At 56.5% G+C, this 17782-nt stretch carries 13 protein-coding genes and 2 tRNA genes; 8 read left to right on the top strand and 7 right to left on the bottom strand.

The annotated features are described in order from the left end of the window. Positions 1–25 precede the first annotated feature (25 nt). Complete coding sequence (locus AACR14_RS02665) at positions 26–4948, top strand: type I secretion C-terminal target domain-containing protein (protein ID WP_050547820.1); 4923 nt, start codon at positions 26–28, stop codon at positions 4946–4948. Positions 4949–5017: 69 nt separating this feature from the next. Here the strand turns inward: AACR14_RS02665 and AACR14_RS02660 are convergent, their stop codons facing one another. Further along, positions 5018–5512, bottom strand: coding sequence for a hypothetical protein (locus AACR14_RS02660; protein ID WP_019445036.1), 495 nt, complete (start codon positions 5510–5512; stop codon positions 5018–5020). 176 nt (positions 5513–5688) lie between these two features. On the opposite strand from AACR14_RS02660, the gene AACR14_RS02655 reads away from it, so the two are divergent. Beyond that, the gene (locus AACR14_RS02655; RefSeq protein WP_019445035.1) at positions 5689–7653 is read left to right on the top strand and encodes an EAL domain-containing protein; all 1965 of its coding nucleotides are present in this window, start codon (positions 5689–5691) and stop codon (positions 7651–7653) included. Between the two features lie 63 nt (positions 7654–7716). On the opposite strand, the gene rraB is transcribed toward AACR14_RS02655, so the two are convergent. After that, on the bottom strand, positions 7717–8052 hold the full coding sequence (rraB, locus tag AACR14_RS02650) for a ribonuclease E inhibitor RraB (RefSeq protein WP_026034893.1): 336 nt from the start codon (positions 8050–8052) through the stop codon (positions 7717–7719). Between the two features lie 265 nt (positions 8053–8317). Between rraB and AACR14_RS02645 the strand changes: the two genes are divergently transcribed. The 4 genes from AACR14_RS02645 (at position 8318) to AACR14_RS02630 (ending at position 11250) form a co-directional block, all read left to right on the top strand. After that, a tRNA-Phe gene (locus tag AACR14_RS02645) sits at positions 8318–8393 on the top strand. A gap of 4 nt (positions 8394–8397) precedes the next feature. Continuing rightward, positions 8398–8473, top strand: a tRNA-Asn gene (locus tag AACR14_RS02640). A 426-nt stretch (positions 8474–8899) separates the two neighbouring features. Further along, on the top strand, positions 8900–10174 hold the full coding sequence (locus AACR14_RS02635) for an alpha/beta fold hydrolase (protein WP_019445034.1): 1275 nt from the start codon (positions 8900–8902) through the stop codon (positions 10172–10174). A gap of 350 nt (positions 10175–10524) precedes the next feature. After that, positions 10525–11250 carry a carbonic anhydrase gene (locus tag AACR14_RS02630; RefSeq protein ID WP_019445033.1) on the top strand — a complete coding sequence of 242 codons (726 nt, stop codon included), beginning with the start codon at positions 10525–10527 and terminating at the stop codon, positions 11248–11250. Positions 11251–11337: 87 nt separating this feature from the next. On the opposite strand, the gene AACR14_RS02625 is transcribed toward AACR14_RS02630, so the two are convergent. Then, positions 11338–12246 carry a pseudouridine-5'-phosphate glycosidase gene (locus AACR14_RS02625; RefSeq protein WP_019445032.1) on the bottom strand — a complete coding sequence of 303 codons (909 nt, stop codon included), beginning with the start codon at positions 12244–12246 and terminating at the stop codon, positions 11338–11340. Next, the gene (locus AACR14_RS02620) at positions 12240–13331 is read right to left on the bottom strand and encodes a PfkB family carbohydrate kinase (RefSeq protein ID WP_019445031.1); all 1092 of its coding nucleotides are present in this window, start codon (positions 13329–13331) and stop codon (positions 12240–12242) included. The genes AACR14_RS02625 and AACR14_RS02620 overlap by 7 nt, the downstream gene beginning before the upstream one ends. Positions 13332–13534: 203 nt before the next feature. On the opposite strand from AACR14_RS02620, the gene AACR14_RS02615 reads away from it, so the two are divergent. Further along, positions 13535–13987, top strand: coding sequence for an RNA methyltransferase (locus AACR14_RS02615; RefSeq protein WP_005335311.1), 453 nt, complete (start codon positions 13535–13537; stop codon positions 13985–13987). 120 nt (positions 13988–14107) lie between these two features. On the opposite strand, the gene AACR14_RS02610 is transcribed toward AACR14_RS02615, so the two are convergent. Then, a complete protein-coding gene (locus tag AACR14_RS02610; RefSeq protein ID WP_026034891.1) occupies positions 14108–14851 on the bottom strand; it encodes a substrate-binding periplasmic protein in 744 nt (247 codons plus the stop codon). Between the two features lie 189 nt (positions 14852–15040). Here AACR14_RS02610 and AACR14_RS02605 point away from each other — a divergent pair, with 189 nt between their 5' ends. Next, positions 15041–15472, top strand: a complete 432-nt coding sequence (locus AACR14_RS02605; RefSeq protein ID WP_005335309.1) for a universal stress protein — start codon at positions 15041–15043, stop codon at positions 15470–15472. 77 nt (positions 15473–15549) lie between these two features. On the opposite strand, the gene AACR14_RS02600 is transcribed toward AACR14_RS02605, so the two are convergent. Both AACR14_RS02600 and AACR14_RS02595 read right to left on the bottom strand, forming a co-directional pair. Beyond that, positions 15550–16185: a murein L,D-transpeptidase catalytic domain family protein gene (locus tag AACR14_RS02600; protein ID WP_005354246.1), complete on the bottom strand. Its 636-nt coding sequence runs from the start codon at positions 16183–16185 to the stop codon at positions 15550–15552. 174 nt (positions 16186–16359) lie between these two features. Next, on the bottom strand, positions 16360–17466 hold the full coding sequence (locus AACR14_RS02595) for a porin (protein ID WP_019445029.1): 1107 nt from the start codon (positions 17464–17466) through the stop codon (positions 16360–16362). Positions 17467–17782 lie beyond the last annotated feature (316 nt).

Genomic DNA, 17782 nt, shown 5'->3' with positions numbered 1-17782 from the left:
CGAGCCCAACGGGGAAGGCGACTCAGTGTATGCCCAGATTGAGGTTGATAAATCGAGCGTGGCGGAAGGTGGCCAGCTGAAGTTCACCATCAGCTTGGTTGATAAAAACGGCAATCTTGTTGCCTTGCCTGCAGGTAAAGAGGTGGTTCTCAACCTTAGCTGGGGCGGTGCTGCAGCTAATAACAGCGACACCAACGGTCGCCCGGCCAGTGTGACAATCGGTGCAAATGGCAAGGCTGAGTTCACCGTTACGACAGTCAATGACACGATTTATGAAGGCAATGAGAAGTTAACCGCTTCAATCAGCGGTGTGAAAACCAACACTGCGTTTGAAGCTATCGAGATTAACGCTGTTAAAGGCAGTACCGAGTCAATTATCACTGATGAGGCCGATCTGCCGAAGGTTAGCAGCGTGGTGGGCGACAGCGTGGCGGAAGGCAGTGCCAACACCTTCAGCGTGAACCTCTCCAACGCCAGCACCACAGCCACCACCGTCAACCTGACCTTGGCAGGCGACAGCGCCACCAAGGGGGTAGACTTCACCGGCACCACTGTGACCGTGGTGATTGGTAGCGTGAGCCAGAGCGTGGCTGTGGCTGCCAATGGCAGCTTCAGTGTCAGCGTGCCGGCGGGCCAGACTGGCTTCCAGGTCAAGGTCAACACGATCGATGACACTCAGCAGGAAAGCTCGGAGCGCTACAACCTGACGGCTACGGCTAATGGTTATGGCACGACCGGTACTGCAACCATTATTGACAACGATGCGCCGCCTACCGTGGTGATCAATAAACCTGCTGTGGTGTCTGAAGAGGGGCTGGCCAACGGGTTGCCTGATACCACAGGTAATACTGATACCACCAATGCGACCATCGCTAGCGGCACTATTACAGTGGGGGATATCGATAGCAGTAGCGTGACGGTCAGCCTCTCTGGCCCGTCTGGGCTCAAGTCTGGCGGACTAGATGTGAAGTGGAGTTGGGATGCGTCAGGCAAGGTGTTGACCGGGTATACCGGTACCTTGGGTGGTGCGGACTACAAGACTGTGTTGGATGTCAAGCTGACTGCACCAGCAGGTAGTACCAAAGGAGATTGGGGTTATGACGTTACTCTGAAAGGAGCCCTCGATCATCCGGTGACTGGTGCCGAGGACGCGCTGAGCTTCAACGTCGGAGTCTCTGTTTCTGATGGTCAGAGTACTACGAGTGCTTCGCTGCCTATCACTGTGGAGGATGATGCCCCCATTGCTGGCGATGCTGCAGCGGTTTCGCTGGTGAAAACCAGTATTCCTGATGTATTGACCGGCAAGTTCAGCATGACCGGCTATAACGGGGATCGTTCCAGTATTGATGGTGGCAAGTTCACCATTACGGCTAAAGGGTTCCTCTCTTCAATGTCTACGGCTCTGACTGATGCACTGGTTAATGGCTCGGGCGAAGGCATTGGTGTCAAAAGCTCGACAGCCCCTTACCACAATATTGAGAACGAGGTCGATTTCCGCAAACTGGCCGACGGCTCAGGGGTATCTGAAGAGCTTGTGATCAAGCTGGATGCCGGCACTGTGGCTTACGGTGCCAAGATCGAGTTCAGCAAGATGTTCGGTGGTGAGCTGGAGAGCGGCGTGGTCGAGTTCTACCGTGACGGAGTACTGATCTCAACACTTCCCTTTAGGTCGGATGCAGCGGGGGGAGAGTACAACCAGAACTTCCAAGTGCAGCAGGGTGGTTTTGACACCATGGTGATCAAAGCAACCGATAACGGCAATTCGTTCAACGTCAAGGACAACAGCGACTTTACCGTCAAGTCTATCGAGTTCCTTGGCTCCTCTACTCCGCAGGCAATTGCCTATGGCTCGGGGACAGTGGCACCGCAATGGGGAGCTGATGGTAAAGGGCGTCTGGAGCTGGTTACCGGCACCGTTGAAACGGGTCTGAAAACGGCTGCTGGTCTGGCAATTACCATTACCGCAGAAGGTGCCAACAGCATGGTTGGCAAGGCCAGTGATGGCAGCTTGATATTCAAGATGCAATTCACGCCTGCAACGGGCAAGTGGGAGTTCTTCCAGTATGCAGAGATGCAGCGCCCGGTTGGTGATGGCGACATTGACTTCACCTTCAAGGCCTATGATCGGGACGGTGACGGCTCGCAAGGCAGCTTTGCTGTCAACCCGCTGGCGCGCCCTGATGTAACCGGCGTATCGAGTGCCACTGTGGTTGAAGGGGCCACCTTGCAGCATGTTGTGACCTTGAGTGGTGCGACTAATGTGGCGACTGAGTACAGCCTCTCAATCGCGGGCAGTGGTACTTATGCTGCATCTAACTCTGACTGGGGAACTCTGCAATTCAGTCACGGTGTTACCTATAACAGCAGCACAGGCAAAATCTCAGTACCAGCCGGTGTGACGAGCTTTACCGTGTCAGTGCCTACTGTGAATGACAAGCTGGTAGAACAGACTGAAACCTTGTCTCTGACTGTAGGTGGTGCGACCGGAGCCGGAACCATTACTGACAACGATCTCTCTGTGCGACTGGGCAATGGTCTGGTTGATGAGGATGGTTTGTCTGGCGGAAATGCACACTTGCCTGAGCCTGTGGGTATGCCTGCTAGCGGCCCGCTTTCTGTGACTCAGTCGCTGCAGGTGACTGATGGCAGTGGTGGCAATGTCTCTGGCGTACAACTCAAACTTGTTGGCATCACGGGTCTGAGCGGGGTGACGGGTATTGATGGTCAGCCGGTCAATGTTGTTCAGGATGGCGCCGGGCTCAAAGGGTACTTTGGCAACAACCCTGCCAATGTGGCGTTTACTGTGACGGTGGATAACAGTGCTAATCCACCGAGCTACACCTTTAATCTGCTCAAGCCGCTTAGCCACACAGTAGATGGCCAGAGCACAGTGTTGACCAGCCAGGATGAACTGCGTTTTACCGTCAACTATGAGGTAAGCAAATCTGGAGCTGAGACTGCCACTGGCTCGTTTGACTTGGCTGTGCGTGACGATGTACCGGTTGCTGGCCCGATCTTCCATGCCGTGGAGTCAGAAACCAAAGTTGGTGCCAACGTACAGCTGGTTTTGGATGTTTCCGGTTCTATGGGCTTTGCAGCCGGTAATGGAAAGACTCGCTTGGAAGTTATGAAAGAGTCTGCTAACCAGTTGCTGGATCAATATCTGGCGCAAGGGCAAACCCGGGTGCAGTTGGTATTGTTCAGTTCTGAAGCACGTATTGTGAATCAGGGAACAAGTGGTAGCCCCATCTACTGGATGACTGTTGAGCAGGCCAAAGGATGGATTAATGGCTTGACTGCAAATGGTGGAACGGATTACGACGACGCCATTAAATGGGCTGAGAGTTGTTGGAGTGGCAATAGTAATGCAAGACCGTTAACCGGAGCTTCCAACGTAAGCTATTTCCTCTCTGATGGTGTACCGGAAGGTAGCGATGGCAGCAATCCCAACACCATTGAGGCGAGTGAACTTGCTGCGTGGACGAAACATCTGCAAAACAATAAGGTGACTGCGCTTGCATACGGCATGGGGAACAGTGTGCCAGCTGGCGAGCTGGACAAAGTTGCATTTGATGGTTACTTGAATGTGGATGGCAATGCGGTAATTGTCCCGGACGTGACCAAGTTGCCACCCATTCTGTTGCAATCTGTGGTGCAGCCGATAGGCGGTAATTTGTTGAGCGGTGTTGAGGGATATGGAGTTGGTGCTGATGGTGGTTTTGTTGGCCAACTTACGATCCGCGGCGTGACGTATAACTTTGACGGCAGCACAGTTACTACTGCAGGCAGTTCGAGCGCGCTCAGCCATAGCTTTGATGCAGCAACCAAAACGCTGACTATCTACATCGATAACAAGCATTCGTTGATTGTCGATCTTGATAACGGCAGTTATCAGTTCTTTGGTGCTGCAGTGTCGCCCTCGGTCAAGCTTGATTTCGGTTACACCTTGAAAGATCTCGATGGTGACACCAGTGCAAGCACGCTGACCTTTGTTGTGGGTTATGACATCAAGTCAACGGGCGATATGATCGACTCTGTACAGATGTATGACCCCACAGCCAGTAATCAGAAAGTGCAATGGTCGACATCCGGAACTGGCACCCCGATCGACAAGACGCTGCAGCACGTTGAAAACGGCATAGTTGTCGATGTGGGTGTCGGTGGCGACAAGGTCTACCTGGGTAAGGGTAACGATATTATCTATCTGGGAGACAGCCATGTATCCGGTTTCGATAGCAATTCCCAGCAGAAACAGGATGCAGCAGAGCTTGCCGTGGATAACTTCAGCCGTGGAGCAGATTCGCTTCTGCTGCAAGACCCCAACAATGAAAACAGCGACCTGAAAATCACTGCAAACAGCAATGCCTATCTGGATATTGCTCATGGTGGTGGTGGTGATGACCGCATCTATGGTCAAAATGGCTCTGATGTCATCTTTGGTGGTTCGGGTAACGACCATCTCTACGGTGGTGACGGTAAAGATGGGCTGCGTGGAGGGAGTGGAAGCGATGTGCTGGATGGTGGAGCTGGTAATGACTATCTGATCGGTGGTTTGGGTAATGACATCCTGATTGGTGGGGAAGGGGCTGATACCTTTGTCTGGAACAAGGGAGATACAGTATCCGGCTCCCTGACCAAGGATTACATCATGGACTTCAACAAGGGGTCAGGCACCATCAACCGTTTGGAAGGTGACAAGCTGGATCTGAGCGATCTGCTGGATCACGATGGCTCTCACAGTACGACCGATCTGAAGAGTCTACTCTCGGTGTTCCAGGACAATGAAGGGGTGCACCTGCAGGTCAAGGAGAGCAGTACTGCGCCGGTGACTCAGGAGATTGTGTTGATGAACCATACCTTCGACAGTCTGACGGGCGGTTCTGGCACCACGGCCAACCAGGTGATCGATTTCATGTTGACCAACAACATGCTCGATATCGACAAGTAAGCCCAACTCGGGGCAATAAAAAGCGGCAGAGCAATCTGCCGCTTTTTTTATCTTTGCAGGGAAGCGAAATCAGTTGCCGAGGGTGGCGAACAGGCTCTGCTCCAGGGTACCGCGGGAGACACAGACCGGCTTGATGGACGGGGCCGGTACGCGCTCGCCTGAGGATTCAACGAAGAACAGCTCGGTGTTGCCCTTGACGTTGACGGTGGCCACGCTGCTGTTGCCGCTCTGGGTGATGATCAGGTTTATCTGCAGGTTCGGGTTGCCCAGTGCAACTTTGGAACCCATGGTGCCGCAGTCCAGCCACTCCAGCCCGTCGGCTGACTGGTTGACGTTGGCAGTCATCAGGCCGGAGCCACGCTGGCTGTTTTCGATGGTGAGGCCGTGATCGGTGAACCACTTCTCGGCGCGAGCCCACACCAGATCCACCGGGATCGCCATTTCCTGAGTGTTGTTGGTTGCCTTGGCAATTGGCGGGTTGTAGCGATACTCCTCACCGCCGTTATTGTCACCAGCACAACCAACCAGCAGCAGCGCCAATGCGCTCCCCATCATCTTTTTCATCTTGTTTCTCTCGTCCATATCACCAGGCCATTGGCCAACCGGCGCCTATTATCGCCGGAGCGACAATCTCTGTCAGCAACCATCCAGCGTTTGGTGTTATGGGGAGGTGATCGGGATGCTTTACAAAATTGGTTTGCTATCATAGATTTGCTCGAAATTCCTCCATAAGCGCCCCTGTGAACAACATGCTCACCTCGGATCTGCTGCAGCAGATCATCGACCAATTGCCAATGAGTATCTTCTGTCGGGATAGTCATGGGCGTTACCTGTTCGCCAATCGTGAGTTCGCCCGTGAAGCCAAACTGGAGTCGCCTGCCGAGGTTGTCGGCAAGACAGATGCAGAGATGCCCTGGGGCGATCTCTTTCGCAGTGAGGATGAGCAGCTGCTTGCCGGAGGCGTGCCGATGCTGTATCAGCAGCTTCATTGCAACCGGGGCGGGAATACCTGCTGGATGGAGGTGCACAAGGTGCCTCTTTACACCCCGCAGGGGGAAGCTTGCGCAGTGTTTGGCGTGGTTAACGAGATTGCCCAGCGCAAAAGTCTTGAACAGACGGTCAAAAAGCAGCAGTTGTTGCAGCGTTTTCTGCTCGATGCCATTCCTGACCTGATTCGTTTCGATGATCACAACGGGGTGTTGCTGGAGTGCAATCAGGCGTTTCTCGACTTTATCGGCCATGGGGCCGATGAGGTGCTGGGTCAGCAGCTGCCGTTCCGGTTGGCGGCGCCGCAGGGGATGGGTCATGGCGAGTGTTGTCTGCTGGATGCCAGCGGGCAGGGGCGACACATGGAGATCACCCGGGTCGATGTCCCCGATGGTGATGGTCACTCTCTCGGGATCCTGACGCTGGGGCGTGACATCACCGGTCTGCGCACCACTCAGGCGCAGTTGCAGCAGGAGCAGCACTACGACAGTCTGACCGGACTGCTCAAACTCTCCCGGTTCTTGCAGACCAGCCGCCATCTTGGGGGACGCAGTGCCACATTGGTGCTGGTCGATCTGCACCATTTTCGTGAAATCAACGATCGCTTCGGGATCCGGATTGCCGACCGCCTGCTCAGCCAGGTGGCCAAGCGGTTGCAGCAGCTGGTACCGCCGCGTTCCCTGCTCTGTCGGGTCGCTGCCGATGACTTCAGCCTGCTGTTGCCCGACTTCAACGAGCCATTGCAGGGGTGGAGCCAGCATCTGCAGCAGCAGTTGATGGAGCACTATCAGGTGGAAGATCATCGCATCCAGATACCGGTGTTTCTGGGGCTGGCCCAGGGGCGGGCAAGCGATGCCGAGCGGTTGCTCAGCCATGCCGAGGCTGCGCTGGCGCAGGGCAAACGGCAGCAGCAGTACTGCACCCTGTTTGATCCCGAGCTGCATGCCCGGCTCAAGCGGCGTCAGTTGATCGCCGCCCAGTTGCCGCTCGCTATCAAGTCCGCCCAGCTGGTTGCCGTCTATCAGCCCATCATCTGTACCCGCACCCACCGGCTGCATGGCGCTGAGCTGCTCTGTCGCTGGCCCCATCCCGAGCTTGGGATGATCTCCCCCGACGAATTCATTCCGTTGGCGGAAGAGATGGGGATCATCGGTCAGCTTGGCCAGTTGATGCTGGAGCAGGGGTGTGCTCAGCTGGCGCAGTGGCAAACTGCGCAGCCGGATATGGTGCTATCCATTAACCTCTCGCCGCTGCAGTTCCGTGATCCGGCGCTTTGTGAGCGGGTCTCTGCCTGCATCGCTCGCCATGGTCTCAAGGCCAGTCAACTGGAGCTGGAGATCACCGAAGGGGTACTGATGGAGAACGCCGACGAGATTGAGACCAACCTCGACAACCTGATTGCCGCCGGTTTTCAGTTGGCCATCGACGACTTTGGTACCGGTTACTGTTCACTGGCCTATCTGCCGCGTTTGCAGGTGGCGACCCTCAAGCTGGATCGCAGCTTCACTCAGGGGCTGGCCAGCAATAGCGCGACCACCGCTATCGTGCGTTCGGTCATCGGGTTGGGCCATGAGCTGGGGATCCGGATCACGGCCGAAGGGGTAGAGACACCCGAGCAGCAGCTGTGGTTGACCGAGGCGGGGTGTGATCGGCTTCAGGGCTATCTGTTCAGTCGCCCACTGCCGCCGGCGGAGTTTGCTGCCAGCTATCTGGTGTGAGAGATCGTCAGAAACAACAAGGCCACCGCAAGGTGGCCTTGTTGTTTTACGATGGAGGCAGGATCAATCCTGGAAGTAGGTGCCCCAGCCATCGTAATCCACCCCATATTTTTCCAGGATGGGCAGCATCTTGGCGATATCGGCGACGATCGCTTCGACATTCAGCTTGCACTCGATGGTGGCATCGAAGCAGAAGATAGTGGCGCCGTCATCCAGCTCCATCTCTTCGGCATCGGTCACTTCAAAACCGGCCTTGAACAGGTCAACCGCTGCTTTTTCCAGACGGTCGAAATCCTGGCAGGCGAAGTGGTGCTCGATGTCGTAATCCGCATCGGGATTGCTGCCATCGGCCAGCAGTTCGTTGACGATCTCGGTGGTCTCATCACGCCACTCTTGCATATTCAGACTCATGTTGCCTCCAGGCGGTATCATTGCGGCAAAGCATACTCGCAGAGTGGATTCGGCTCAATGCGGCGGACCCACTGAACCTCGAATTTCCATCATATTGGCACAGCCTGCAGGGCGTGCAGAGGCCAGCAAGTATGGCAAACAGGACTGAAATGGATAATAAATGGTCGCTTCGTTCGGTTGTTGAGCGAACGCGCTTTTTATCGTGCCATCATGGTTGACACTCTGCGCTGGAAAGGGTTTAATGCGCGCCGTTGCCCAGATAGCTCAGTCGGTAGAGCAGGGGATTGAAAATCCCCGTGTCGGCGGTTCGATTCCGTCTCTGGGCACCATAATTCCTCCTTAGTTCAGTCGGTAGAACGGCGGACTGTTAATCCGTATGTCACTGGTTCAAGTCCAGTAGGAGGAGCCAAATTCGAAAAGCCCGCTCAATCGAGCGGGCTTTTTCATTTCTAGTTGCTGTTGCATGCTGCCAAAAAGAGCGTCGCGCCACAGGTGGCACTGAACAGCAGCATTCCGGTCTGCAACATGCTGCCAGGGCATGGCTTCTTCTCTCTTTTTCTGGCCCTGAGCCACTTCGGTTTCATCACATTCCCTTATCCATTTTGTCGGCCTGAATGGCTGCACTCCTGTGCAGGCGAGCCATCTTTGTTGAATGGCGCCATGGCGTCAATCTCCCCTGCAAAACAATTAATTCAGCACTGTTGAAGAGCGGCTTGTCGGGTGATGTTTCGAGCTTTAAGCTATTGTTAACATTTTGGAAAACCGGAGTGACCCTGTGGCCGGGCGGGGATATGATGGGGTCAATGATGTTCCCATCCTGACGGAGAGATCCCAGATGAACAGCCCCTTGAGCTATGTACTGGACGGCATTCATTGCGAGCCGCACTTTTATACCGTTCCCCTCGATCATGATGAGCCGGATGGCGACAGCATTACTCTGTTTGCCCGTACCCTCTGCCGTAAAGACAAGCTCGATGAGAAGTTGCCCTGGCTGCTTTTTCTGCAAGGGGGGCCGGGATTCGGGGCTCCGCGCCCGACGGCCAACAGTGGTTGGCTCAAACGGGCGTTGCAGGAGTTCAAAGTGCTGCTGCTGGATCAGCGTGGCACCGGGATGTCGAGCCCCATCCATGGGCAGATTCTGGCCAAAATGACACCGACCGAGCAGGCGGAGTATCTCAGCCATTTTCGCGCCGACAGCATAGTGCAAGATGCCGAGTTCATCCGGCAGGAGCTCAGCCCCAAGCATCGCTGGAGCCTGCTGGGTCAGAGCTTTGGCGGCTTTTGCTGCCTGACCTATCTCTCGCTCTTCCCCGATAGCCTGCGGGAGGTCTATATCACCGGCGGCATCGCGCCGATTGGCCGCAGCGCCGAGGAGGTTTACCGCGCCACCTATCAGCGGGTGGCTGACAAGAACCGAGCCTTCTTCGCCCGCTTCCCCCACGCTCAGGGGATTGCCAACCGGTTGGCCAACCATCTGCACCAGCACGATGTGCGGCTGCCCAACGGTCAGCGCCTGACGGTGGAGCAGTTCCAGCAGCAGGGGCTGGATCTCGGTGCTACGGGTGCTTTCGAGGAGCTTTATTACCTGCTGGAAGAGGCCTTTATCGGTGACAAGCTGAGCCCGGCCTTTCTCTATCAGGTGCAGAGCATGCAGCCATTCAATACCAACCCGCTGTTTGCCATTCTGCACGAGGCTATCTACGCCGAAGGGGAGGCGACTCGCTGGGCGGCAGATCGGGTCAGAGGGGAGTTTCCTGCGGTGAACTGGGCGCCAGGCAAGGATTTCGCCTTCACCGGCGAGATGGTTTACCCCTGGATGTTCGAGCAGTTCCGCGAGTTGCTGTCCCTGAAAGAGGCGGCTCATCTGCTGGCCAACAAGGCGGACTGGGGGGCGCTCTATGACCCGGCACAACTGGCCCGCAACCAGGTGCCGGTAGCATGCGCCGTCTATGCCGAGGATATGTATGTGGAGTTTGACTACAGTCGTGAAACCCTGCGTGGCCTTGGCAACAGTCGCGCCTGGATCACCAATGAGTATGAGCACAACGGTTTGCGTGCCGATGGTGAAGCGATTCTTGATCGTCTGATCGCGTTGAATCGCGACCGTTAATTGCCATTATCGGCAACCATCGCGGGAGCTCGGATTCCCGCGATGGTTGTGATGGATGGTTGTTATGAAAGCGTGACACCCTGAACCTTGACCCGTATCCGCCAGACGATGAGTGGATAGCCGGCTGATTAATTTCCCCCTCTTTCACTGTCTCTGTCGATCCCTCACCATATACTTGCCAAACGACTCTGTATTGAGCCGCTGTCAAACCGATTGACCAACCCGTGCTCGTTACCATTAGAAAGTCGCTCCGATGCTCTGTATTCCGCGTATCAGATATGCCATCTCTGCATGCCCCGCTATCCGGGGGAGGGGATGGTCGTGCTTTTCAATCAAGATAAGGATGTATGATGAGAAAGTCTCTGTTGGCCTGCGCCCTGTTGCTGTGCCCTGTCGTGTTTGCTGCCACCCCCCATTGGGAATATAGCGGTGAGGCGGGGCCTGCCCACTGGGCCAAGCTGACCCCTGAGTTTGGCCAGTGTGCGGGTAGCAATCAGTCGCCGGTTGACCTGAACGGATTGGTCGAGGCCAAACTGGCCCCGCTGGTACTCCACTATCAGGCGGGTGGCAACACAGTGGTCAACAACGGTCATACCGTGCAGGTCGGTTATGCCCCGGGCAGCATCTTGCAACTCGATGGCACCAGGTTTGAGCTCAAGCAGTTCCACTTCCATGCCCCAAGTGAGAACCTCATCGAGGGCAAATCCTATCCGCTAGAAGGGCATCTTGTGCATGTCAGTGACAAGGGAGAGATCGCCGTGGTGGCGGTGATGTTCGAGGCTGGCAAGGCCAATCCGGCGCTGGCGGCAGCTTGGAGTGCATTACCTGCCAAGGTGGGGGAGATCCAGGCCCTCAAGGCGCCGCTCTCTGCTGAGCAACTGCTGCCGGAAAGCCGTGACTACTATCGCTTCAGCGGTTCCCTTACTACGCCTCCCTGCTCGGAAGGAGTGCGCTGGTTGGTGATGAAGCAGCCGGTTGAGGTCAGTCAGGCCCAGATCGACGCCTTCAAGGCGGTGATGCACCACCCCAACAACCGGCCGGTGCAGCCACTCAATGGGCGCGTGGTACTGCAATAACACAGCGTTGCAATAGCGCTGCAGATAGCAAAAATAACAAAGAGGGCCGCGAGGCCCTCTTTTACATGGCGAGGTATCGGTGTGCAATTAAAGCGCGGCGGCGATGCGGGCGCCAAGTGCCGCGTTGTTCAGTACCAGCTGGATGTTGGCCGCCAGCGAGTTGCCGCCAGTCAGCTCGCAGACGCGTGCCAGCAGGAAGGGGGTTGACGCCTTGCCCTTGATCCCCTGCTCGTCCGCTTCATGGAGCGCCCGGGCAATGGCTGCGTCGATGTCGGCTTTAGGCATGGCGTGTGCGGTAGGGATGGGATTGGCCACCACGGCGCCGCCCGCCAGTCCCAGCTCCCACTTGAGGCGTAGCGCCTCGGCGATGGCTGCCGGGGTATCGAGGCGATAATCGACCTTGAAGCCGCTCTCGCGGGTGTAGAAGGCGGGCAGCTCCTCGGTTTGATAGCCGATCACCGGCACGCCCTGGGTCTCCAGATACTCCAGCGTCAGCCCGATATCGAGGATCGACTTGGCTCCGGCGCAGACTACGGCCACCGGCGTTTGTGCCAGCTCCTGCAGGTCGGCCGATATATCGAAGGTCTCCTGCGCGCCGCGATGTACCCCGCCGATCCCGCCGGTGGCAAAGACCCGGATCCCCGCCATGGCGGCGATGATCATGGTGGAGGCGACCGTGGTGGCCCCCATCCCCTTGCGCGCCAGTACGAATGGAATGTCGCGGCGGCTGCACTTGGTCACGCTGGGGCCTGCCCGGCCGAGCGCTTCCAGTGCACCCGCATCGAGACCCACCTTGAGGCGGCCGTCGAGGATGGCGATGGTGGCCGGAATGGCGCCGTTATCGCGAACCACCTGCTCCACCTGACGGGCCGTCTCCACGTTCTGCGGATAAGGCATGCCGTGGGAGATGATGGTGGATTCGAGGGCGACGACCGGTTTGCCGGCGGCCAGCGCGGCAGCAATTTCCGGTTGGATATCGAGGTAAGCGTTCAGCATGAGTACTCCTCCAGTATGCGGTCAACGGCGGTCTTGCTCAGACCGGAAAAAACGGTATCGGAACAATTGACGGTGAGGGCGGCGCAGCCCAGGGCAAAGCGGGTGGTTTGGGCAATGTCGAGCTGTTGCAGCCAGGCGTGGGCGAGGCCAGCCATAAAGGCATCTCCGCCGCCGGTGACGTTGAGCACCGGACTGCCCAGTATCGGCAGGTGACCCTGCTGCTCGCCATCGCTGTAGAAGATCCCCTGTTCACCCAGACTGAGGAACAGTCGCTTGACCCCGGCGCGGTGGAACCAGGCGGCCACCATGGGCCAGGTTTCGGGCCCGGCGATGGTCATGCCGCACAGCTGCTCGGCTTCGCTTCGATTGGGTTTGAGGGTGTGGATCTTGCCGAGCCAGGGGCGGATCTTCTCCACCTTGGCCACCGAAACGGTATCGACAAAGATGGCGTGCTCACCTTGCCGTTCAAACAACCAGTCGAGGGTATGGATAGCCAGATTGGTGTCGAGCACCCAGAGCCGGGCACCGCCGAGAAAGCCTGCGAGGGGGGTCAGGCGGGCAGGGGTGAGCTGCTCTATGATGGCCATGTCGTTGATGGCACAGCTCATTTCGCCGCTGCCATCATGCAGGCTGAGATAGCAGGAGGTGGCGTGACCATCGAGCACCAGAGTCTGGCGCACATCGACGCCGGCCCGCTGGCTCACTTCCAATAGATGGTGGCCATACTGGTCGTTGCCGACCGCTGTCAGCAGCCGGGTGTCGCTGCCGAGCCGCGCCAGATTCTCGGCGATATTGCGGCCGACACCGCCTGCCGAGGTGCGCACCTTGCCCGGGTTGGAGTCGCCGAGCAGCAGGTTGTCATGGCTGGTGCCGCAAATATCCATATTGGCACCGCCGATCACCACTATGTAGGGGCCTTCTCGCAGTACATAACCTCTGCCTTGCACATATCCCTGCCGGATCAGGCTGGAGATGTGGCTGGCCAGCGCGGAGCGGCTGATGCCGAGGCGATCGGCCAGCTCCTGCTGGGCAATCATGGGATCCTGACGCAGCAGGGCGAGGATCTCTTGTTCACGCTCAGTCATAGACAAACATCCATTTGCAAACGTTTGTCCATTATTGCTGGGAAACGTTTGCTGGCTATCAGCTTGTACAAAATTTGTCGGCTTGCGCACAAAAAATCGACATTAAAGATGGGTTGGCAAGCGGTTAATCTGGGGAGGGGACTTTTAACGGGTCGGTGGCCCTGCAACGGCTTATAATGGCCGCTGCAAGATGAGGAGAGATGATGGAAAAGAGTGCATTCTGCTGCGTGGGGTTGGTCAATCCCAAGTCTCCGGAAAATGTCGGCTCAGTGATGCGGGCTGCGGGTTGTTACGGGGTGGATGAGGTCTACTACACCGGCAACCGCTTCGAGCTGGCGCGCCGCTTTGCCACTGATACCAAGCAGATGGTGGAGAAGATCCCGTTGCTCGGGGTGGATGATCTGATGGCGTTTATCCCGCAGGGATGCGTGCCCGTGGTGGTTGATCTGATCGATGGCGCTACGCCGCTCCCCGACTATGTCCATCCGGAACGCGCTTTTTATATCTTCGGGCCGGAGGATGGCACGCTCGATCCCGCCCTCTATGGCGCGGTGAAAGATGTGGTCTATGTGCCGACTCAGGGCTGCATGAATCTGGCCGCCTCGGTCAATGTGATCCTCTATGACCGCTTGGCGAAGGGGTTCCGGCAACCCTGAGTTGTGGTGTGGCCACGGTGACTCAAACCACAATGGAGACGGTGTTGCTTATGGGCAGGTTGCTGGCGGTGGCCGCTGTTGACGGGGCTGCGGCATCCTTCTCTTTCCCCTATGGTGGGATCAGTTTTCGCCGGTCTTGACCGCCTGCTCCTCGAGAAAGTCGCGATAGTAGTCATAGAGGTGATAATGGCGATATATCTCGGCCAGCGTGCCGCGACGGATCAGATTCACCATCTCCTGATCCCACAGCTGCAGTAGCCGGTCGCCCTGCTCGGTATTGGCAAAAATGGGGTAAGTCGGGATCCAGCGCAAAATGGTGCGGTACATATTGGCCGGGGTCTCATCGGCTGCATGGAGCACGCCAGCGGTCAGGTAATAGCGATAGCGCCCCTTGCCAATCAGCTGCAGGGCCATCTCATGGTTGTCGATCTCGTGCCACCGCATGGTGACCGGAAGATATTTATCCAGCACCCATCCTCGCCGCCAGAGGACGGTCTCTCCCTCCAGGCTGCGCTCTCCCCGCCATTGTGGCTGCCACTGCTTGAGCATGAAGACGGTCACATCATCGGCGGAGGCTGGCTGATTGGGCTGCCTAACCCCCTTGATCTCGTCCCGATAGACACTCATGGCCATATCCCCCTCTTGCCTGGCTACCATGGCGACGGCGCGTTTGTAGGGCACGATATGGGGCACGATCTGGTAGCCATGGGGTTGGTAGATGGTTCGCACCAGATCGAGATAGATACCGCGGCCATCCGGTTGGCAGAAACCGGGCCAGCCATCGCAATAGACGTGAATATCGGCTGTGCGAGCGTGGGCGATCGCACACAGAGAGCAAAGCAGCAAACAACCGATGCGCAGCATGGTCAGCATTATCCTCGCAGGGGTGAGGAGAGCATTTATCACCTGATTTATACCATGCCATTGATAGTGGCGGGCGGAGAAAACATTCCGCATCTCCATTTTGCGACAGGGTCGAGGGTTATTTGCGGTCGGATCGTTATGATCGAGTAAAGATTCAATAGCACCCCAATCAGTAGAGGAGACTGCATTATGCCATCGATCAAGACTCTGCTCTGTCCAGTCGATTTTTCCCAAATGTCTCGCGCGGTACTCGACTATGCCGTTTTTATGGCACAGAGCCATCAGGCCCAGCTCAAGCTGATCCACGTGGTTGATCAACTGCACGGTTTCGACAGCTACAAGATCCTTCATATGACGGCCATCGAGATTACTCACGAGATGGAGCGTCAGGCCAGAACCCAGCTCAAAGAGCTGGTTGCCACCCTGCCGATCCCGGCCACCTTTGATATTCGCTTTGGCCGCGCCGCCGATGAGATTGTCATTCAGGCCAAGGAGGATGAGGTTGAGCTGATCGTGATGGGTAGCCACGGCCGCTCCGGTATCAGCCATCTGCTGGTAGGCAGTGTCGCCGAGTCTGTGGTGCGTCATGCACCCTGTCCGGTACTGGTGGTGCGCCAATAACGCGCCACGTTTAGTGTGAAAAGCGTAACAAACAAGGCCAGCGATTGCTGGCCTTGCGTTTTCTGGTGTTGTGCCCGCTAGCCGTGAGCGTAGATGACACTCCCCCCCTTGATGGTATCTATGATGGCTCTGGCCTGCTCTTTGGGCAGGGCGGGGCAACCCCAGCTGCGGCCCAGCTTGTCATATTTGCGCAGATGGGTCGGGCTGGCATAGGCGGCGCCATGTACTACGATGGCACGCTTGCGGGCATTGCTGTTCTTGCCGGGGCTGAGTCCGTCCAGCCGCAGGGAGTAGCCATGCTTGCCCAGATAGGTTTCTGCGGTGCGATAGACGCCAAGGGAACTTTGGCGGGAGTTGAGCTGGTTGGAAAAGTGTTTTGCGGCCAGTTCACCTGAGTTGCGGCCATGACTGACCCAGGTGTGATAGAGCAGCTTGTGGCGTTTCATATCGATGACAAACAGTCTGCGCTGGGTGGATGGCTTGCTGTAATCGATGATGGTGAGAATAGGTTTTCGTTTGTGGCGCACGGTTTGATAACTGTTGAGTGCCTGACGAAAGGTCTGTTTATCCAGCTTGCCGGCCAGACCCAGTTGACGATAGAGGCTCTGATCCCAGCTGGCATCTGCCGTGCTGCTCCAGATGAGCGATATCAACAGCAGTGGCAACAACAGCCACCCGCGTTGCCAGTCTATGTTACCGCGCGCTTGTCTCATCCGTGAATATCTCCTTGTCACTCCCTGTCAACGGCGCGGATATTGCCATCAATCCGCTCGATAGTTATATGCAAGGTGCTGAAAAGGCGCAATAAAAAAACCGGCCGCAGAGCGGCCGGAAGTAATTCAAACAGTAGACATTGGTATCACAGGGTATAACTGACTTCCAATTACTTAGAAGTTGTACTGCAGGGCAACCGCGACTACGTCGTCGGTGTTCTTGCCCAGAGAGTTGGTGGACTTGCCATCTACGGAGTCCAGCAGGTTCAGCTTGTAATCAACGTAGGCGTTGAAGTTGTCGGTGAAGTTGTACCAGGCACCGATAGATACGTACTCGGTGTAGGTATCATCGATACCGCGAGCGGAGTCTTTCACGTCAGTGCGCAGGTAGGCCAGAGAAGGCTTGAACTTGCCGATGGTGTACTGGGCAACGGCTTCGTAGCCATCCATCTTCTCGGCGTAGCCGTTGTTGACGAACAGGTGGTCTTCACCGTGGGAGTAGGTTGCAGCCAGGTAGAGGTCGCCAGTTGCATATTTGGCGCCGAAGCCCATCAGCTTGGCATCCTTGTCGCCACCGAAGGCGGCGTAGCGAGCTTGCTCGTCAGTCTTGCCAGCCTGGTTATAGGCAGCACCCAGGCTCAGGCCCATATCGAAATCGTAGTTGGCAGATACTGCGAAGCCTTCAGCAGAACCTTTGCTATTCCAGCTTTCGCCGTTGTAGGTGTTGCCGTTGAAAGATTCAGTGATTGCACTGCGACCGGCGTTTTGCGGATCGTTGTTACCGGTGAACTGGGCACCCAGAGTCAGACCCTGGTAGTTATAGATGTACTGGGCCAGACCGTTGGTACGGCCGGTACCGAATACTTCAGTATCTTTGCCCAAGCCGTCACCGCCCCACTCAGGCAGGACGTCGGTATAGTTGTTGACGGCCTTGGTGAACAGGCCATCCTGACGACCATAGCTGAATGCGCCGAAACGGTCGTGCTTGATGCCGGCATAGGCATAACGCAGCTCGTCGTTGTCAGAACCGGAAGTCGGCAGGTTGTACTCGGCAAAGCCGAACGCCTTCATTTCGGGGGCGATCTTGGTTTCACCGCGCATGTTTACACGGAAATAGCTCTGGTCGCCTTCGGAACCGTTGTCGTCAGTACCGTAGTAAGCACCTTGTGCACGGCCGCCGATTTCCAGCTTGGTATCGTTCTGGTTGTAAACGGTAGCAGCATGGGCGCCGCTCGCCAGCAGCAGGCTGGAGATGGCAATAGTCAGTGCAGACTTCTTCATATGCGTTATTCCTCTGATGTAAACACTTCCGAACTTGTTGTCGGTTCTGTGAAATCGGAAATAGTCCGATAGCCACACGGTAGGCGTCCCAACCTTGACTGGGCCTGAATCCATCGTTGTTTAATTGAGGTGGCGAGGTCGTTATCAAGACTGGATGTGACGGTTTTTGACAAGATAAAAAGAGATTAAATTCAATGAATTATTTTCTAGTGACTTTTTTGACATCAAGACTGTTCTAAGCAACAAGGTCGATGGCTCAAGTTGTGAGCTATATCACACAGGGGAGAATGGGGCGGGGCGGGAAAAACGGGGGGGG

Origin of the sequence: Aeromonas sp. 159 (genome assembly GCF_963862045.1) — a bacterium.
Classification (GTDB): Bacteria; Pseudomonadota; Gammaproteobacteria; order Enterobacterales; family Aeromonadaceae; genus Aeromonas; species Aeromonas veronii.
Note: the sequence above shows the minus strand (reverse complement) of the source record. Positions and strands in the feature narration are given on the sequence as shown.